Origin of the sequence: Flavobacterium sp. A45 (genome assembly GCF_002001005.1) — a bacterium.
Taxonomy (GTDB): Bacteria; Bacteroidota; Bacteroidia; order Flavobacteriales; family Flavobacteriaceae; genus Flavobacterium.
Genome location: NZ_MUNX01000155.1, coordinates 1 through 1,224, shown reverse-complemented (window position 1 = coordinate 1,224; position 1,224 = coordinate 1). Strand labels below are relative to the sequence as shown.

Genomic DNA, 1,224 nt, shown 5'->3' with positions numbered 1-1,224 from the left:
AATTATTATCATTTTTTTGGGCAACCAATGTTGGTGGCGAAATATAATAAGAAGGAATTTTGTTTTTTTTACTTATGAGATAAAAAATATAACTGACTAAAACTCCAAATACCAATGCTGTTATAGGATGTTTTAAGAAATTTAATAATTTTTCAAATGTTTGTTTATTAATTGAAATCATTTTTTTCTGCATGTTGAATGATATATCTTTTTATATTTCCCAATCTATCTTTTACTACTTGAGCATCAATAATAATCTTTCCATTTTGATTATCAGCGGTAGAGTGATGTAATGACCAAGTTAAAATTTCTTGCTCTTCCATCTCTAAAGTTGGAGAAATATTGAAAGGAATTGTTCTTTGAGCATTGTCATCATAAAACCTTCCATAACCGCTTAAAATATTATACTTAGTAACGTTTCCATTAATGTTTTCGACAAGTTCAGGATCATTTTGGGACATCACATAATCAAGGGTGGCAGAGCTAAACTTCAAAACAGTACCGACTCTAGGTCTTTTGATTTCAATCTCAATATTCCTATCATGTAATATAGGCCTATGTAATTGTTGTAAAGGAATTTCTAAAACTCTAGACATTTCTTGAGGAAAAAGTTCGTTCTCTTCAACAATTTTTCGAGCTATCTTTTCTTCTGGGTCTTTTTGTCTACCAGTTGCTTGTCTCCAAGTAAAATCTATCATATCCCAAAATGCAGCAACCACTACAGATGTACCAATAACTTTTGCAACTGGATCTTCAAAAACAATAGTTACAAGTTCAATAAAACTTCCTTGTTTTGGAGGGTGCAGATAAAATTTTACATTAGGAATTGAGTCACCTTTACTTCTTATTTCACCTTTCGTTGCTAATGCATGCGTTGTTATTGCCAATGCTTTAGCTAACCCTTGCATTGAAGATGCAGCATCATATAGGTCCAAAATGCTCTCGTCAGCAGTTCCTCCAGTATATCTAATTGTAAATTTTACTTCTACAGGCATATTTTATTGTTTATTTAATTTCTACTAATTGTCTTTTATTATAAGCTTTTTTGGGACTAAAACATGTATACCATATATTAAAAGTACTATTGCTAAGAAAATGGGATAAATACAAACATTTGATTTAATAAGAATTTGTGAATAAATTATCATTGTAGAAATTATGGCACAAATAGATGTTATTACTACTAATATTTTGTAAAATTTAAGTTCATATTTTAATTCTCTA

The 1,224-nt window shown here is 29.5% G+C and carries 2 protein-coding genes; both read right to left on the bottom strand.

All coding sequences use genetic code 11. The features are described from left to right. A partial coding sequence (locus B0E44_RS18975; RefSeq protein ID WP_217341323.1) for a hypothetical protein occupies positions 1–181 on the bottom strand: 181 nt, incomplete at its 3' end. Continuing rightward, positions 168–995, bottom strand: coding sequence for a hypothetical protein (locus B0E44_RS18275; RefSeq protein ID WP_077378823.1), 828 nt, complete (start codon positions 993–995; stop codon positions 168–170). The genes B0E44_RS18275 and B0E44_RS18975, both read right to left, overlap by 14 nt. Positions 996–1,224 lie beyond the last annotated feature (229 nt).

Bases quoted from the DNA above. Each gene is read 5' to 3' on its own strand.
- B0E44_RS18275 (WP_077378823.1), bottom strand. From the start codon at position 995: ATGCCTGTAGAAGTAAAATTTACAATTAGATATACTGGAGGAACTGCT.